This is a genomic window from Peribacillus sp. YIM B13481, from assembly GCF_042787985.1.
Lineage (GTDB): Bacteria > Bacillota > Bacilli > Bacillales > DSM-1321 > Peribacillus > Peribacillus simplex_A.
This window is the reverse complement of sequence record NZ_JBHZPE010000110.1, coordinates 1-4,012: the sequence shown is the minus strand read 5'-3', so window position 1 is coordinate 4,012 and position 4,012 is coordinate 1. Positions and strand designations below refer to the sequence as shown.

The window sequence follows — 4,012 nt, the reverse complement described above, 5'->3', positions numbered from 1 at the left end:
ACGTCCTTCAAAAAAATTAGAATTTGGTGGGCTTATTTTAGTATGGCCTTTCACGAATATGTTTTCATACAAAAAAGAGCTGCCGAAGCAACTCTCTTACTGAAGTAAAGCACCCGTTAATTGAAGAACATTTTCAAGAGGTTCTTTGTTTCGTACTGTTTAGGTCAATTGTCTTAATTTTTTTAATGAAATAATAATGTTTGTAGAGGGCGAGCACCACCAACAGGATTTTCACTAAAAGGATGTCCACATAAAATACAGAAATTATGATGAAGAAATCGGCAACTAAATTGATTCTAATTTTCTCTTTTCTAGTCATACCTTTTTTTTGTAGGAATGCTTCAACGTATTTTTCATATAATGAGGTGCTTTTGAACCAGTTTTCAATCGACTTTGAACTTCTCGCAAAGCAAAAAGCAGCGAATAAGTAAAACGGTCCGCCCGGCAGAACAGGTAACACAGTCCCTGCAACACCAATCACAAGGGATATGAATCCAAGAAGGAAAAATAGGATACTTTTTACTTTTTTAATTGTAATCACCTTTTTATTTATATTCTATTCCCTTATTACGTAAAGAGGAAGTCCAATTGATTAAACATCACTTATCAGCAGCTCCTGGTAACGAAGTAAAGTACCAGTTCGTTGAAGATGATATTTATCGGTAATTATTGTGAACAGGTTTAAACAAATACACCACATTATTACCATACGCTCTATATTATTTTTACTTACATGCTCGTGTAATGGAATGCCATAAAAAGAATTCGGGGAAGCTTTATCAAATATGATAGCAGTTGATGGTACTCTAATGTCCCGGTGTATCTGGAATCCAGGTCCTTCTCATTTGAAACATCTAAATCTCTCATAAAAACAACTGAGATACTTTTATTTATTGCTTTTTCAATTACAGTATTAATGTTATTAACGATTTTTTCTTTCTCAAAAACTCCTTGTTCTTCTTAATAACTTCCATAATTCCGATTATCAGTAATGCTTGTTTCAATATTCCCCCCTAAAGTATTAGCAAATAGTTTTACCGTTTTTAAATTTCATTAAATATCAGAAAGTATTTAAGCACTTCTTACCAATCTCTTTATTTTTCTTCAAAAGATTTACTAATACCTTCTTCCTCGAACATTTAGGTGTGGTGGGTAGACAGCTTCGTTCATACCAGTTGAATAAGAAAATTACTCTTTAAGACAAAACAAAGAACCTTCAATCCAAAGATAGATCAAAGGTTCTATGTTTTACTTCCAATGGCATTCTATTATTTACTCAATTCCTTAAGTAAATTCATACCTTGTTTCTACATCCAAAGAATTAACTATGGGCTAGCTCTTTTTCTTTTAGACCAAGAGCCGCTGCTGTTGAAGCATGAATTTCTTGCAGAAGCTCTGGATTTTCCATTAGTGACACGCCATAAGAAGGAATCATTTCTTTGATTTTTGGTTCCCACTCTTTCAGATGTTGCGGGAAGCATTTTTTAATTACCTCTATCATAACGTGAACAGCAGTGGAAGCACCTGGAGAAGCACCTAGTAATGCTGCAATCGAGCCATCAGCGGAACTAACAACTTCCGTACCAAATTGAAGCGTTCCTTTGCCGCCTTCAGCAGTATCTTTGATAACTTGTACACGTTGGCCAGCTACTACTAAATCCCAATCCTCGCTCTTAGCGTTCGGGATAAACTCTCGTAACTCTTCCATGCGCTGTTCTTTCGATAACATAACTTGCTGGATCAGGTATTTTGTCAATGACATCTCTTTTGCACCCGCCGCCAACATTGTTAAGACATTATCCGGTTTTACGGAAGTTATTAAATCGAACATTGAACCTGTTTTTAAGAACTTCGGTGAGAAACCGGCAAATGGTCCAAATAGCAACGATTTTTCACTGTCGATATATCGTGTATCAAGATGCGGAACAGACATTGGTGGAGCACCAACTTTAGCTTTTCCGTATACTTTTGCTTGATGCTGCTCAATTACTTCTGGATTATTACATACCATGAAAAATCCGCTTACTGGGAAACCGCCAATATGCTTCCCTTCAGGAATACCGGATTTTTGCAGTAAATGAAGGCTTCCGCCCCCGCCTCCGATAAAGACAAATTTTGCAGTATGACGCTCTACGCTTCCGCTATCGACATTACGCACTTTTAATTCCCATGAGCCATCGCTAGTAACTTTAAGATTATCAACACTATGTTTATATTTGATATCGACGTTTTTAGTCTTTAAGTGGTCAAACAACATGCGTGTTAAAGCACCAAAGTTGACATCCGTTCCAGAGTCGATTTTAGTTGCCGCTATAGCTTCATTCGAAAGGCGATCTTGCATAATAAGCGGAATCCATTCCATCAGTTTTGCCGGGTCCTCAGAAAACTCCATCCCTTGGAACAGAGGATTTTTTGAAAGCGCTTCAAAGCGTTTCTTTAAGAATGTTACATTTTCATCCCCTAACACCATACTCATATGAGGCAATGGCATGATAAAGTCCTGAGGGTTTTTTATCAGCTTGCTGTTTACAAGATAAGACCAAAACTGCGTTGAAAGCTGAAACTGTTCATTAATTTTAATAGCTTTGCTAATATCTATAGATCCGTCCGGTTTTTCAGTTGTGTAGTTAAGCTCACACAGTGCAGCATGCCCTGTTCCCGCATTATTCCACTCGTTAGAGCTTTCCGCCCCTGCGTCTTCAAGCTTCTCAAACACTTTGATTTCCCATTCCGGCACTAACTCTTTCAGGAATGTTCCCAAAGTCGCACTCATAATACCGGCGCCAATTAAGATAACTTCTGTTTTAGTTTCACTGTTGCTCATGTTAACCTTCCTTACTCCATATATTTGCAGAAAGGATGTAGATGCTCCTGTTTAGGCGTCAAGCCAAGGCGCGACCTAGTCACAAACCTTTTCTGCCTCATTATAACCATATCATAGTGTATTACAATAATTAATAGAATAAACTATATTGCTATTATATAGTTTATGTGAAGAAATGAACTTAAACTAAACTGCCCCCTTTGGTTCTGTGAGGCAAGGCGAAACTTCTTAATGAAGAATAACGCCTATTTAATTAAGGCTTATTGAAGATATGACACAAATTGCATCAAAGAAAAGTGAGCCTCTGACAGGATTCGAACACGTTCCCTACGTAATTTCAACGGCAGGAATTACATCTTATCTTATTGCCAGTGCTGAAACCCTTGCCTTGCTATCCGGTTGTTTTCCGGCGCTCTTCTAATTATACAAATTTCAGGTCCAAATGAGAACATAAAATTGTAGTACAATCCGAAATAAAAATTGGAAATAAAATGGGCGACATAAGCAAGAGAAGATGGCCTGAATTATTAGGAACCTTCAGTCCAATGATAATAAGAAGTAATCCTATTAAAATTGCTCCCACTGCCTATTGAAAAAATGAAATCAAATATAAATGAAATAGTACTTAATGATTATTATCATATGTTTTAGCTTTATATACAAAATAAAAGATTGCTAAAACAATAAATATTAAACCCAATAAAGATAAGAATAACCAAATCATATGAGCACTCTCCACAAAATTTCATCTTTATTATTATGACAGTTTTCAGAGGAGATAGGAAGTAGTTAATGAACAGTTCGAATAAACTATTCTTTGTTCCTGGTTTATTTTTCCATATGATTCCATTTTTTCCTTTGATTTAGGTATCCTTAATAGGAATGAAGAATCCAGTAACCAATCTTAGGGGTAAATATCAACTTATAATCGTCTGGAAACAACGCACTTAACTTCTCTTCTGCAGCATTTATTTTTGGATTCATCCCCAAAAGCAATTAGGTATAGAACATTAAATGAATCAGTATTATCTTGTTGCATATATTTCACTCCTCCGCTCATATTATCTGCTGATGGCATTAATCTATCCGCTATTGATTGGAACCTTTTAAATAAAAGGCTGTTTTCACATACTTTGTTGCTATTTACCAGGTAGTGAGTTGTGGTTGATTTCCCCTCCAGATGCTCGC

General features: G+C 36.3%; 3 protein-coding genes. All 3 read right to left on the bottom strand.

Going from position 1 to position 4,012, the window contains the following annotated elements; translation table 11 throughout:
• Positions 1–133 precede the first annotated feature (133 nt).
• Complete coding sequence (locus ACFX4X_RS25240; RefSeq protein ID WP_377387597.1) at positions 134–541, bottom strand: YbaN family protein; 408 nt, start codon at positions 539–541, stop codon at positions 134–136.
• Between the two features lie 780 nt (positions 542–1,321).
• Entirely contained in the window at positions 1,322–2,848 is a 1,527-nt protein-coding gene (locus ACFX4X_RS25235) for a malate:quinone oxidoreductase (RefSeq protein WP_284472127.1), read from the bottom strand.
• 898 nt (positions 2,849–3,746) lie between these two features.
• Positions 3,747–4,012, bottom strand: a 266-nt coding sequence (locus ACFX4X_RS25230) for a hypothetical protein (protein WP_377387594.1), incomplete at its 5' end; no start/stop codon positions are given.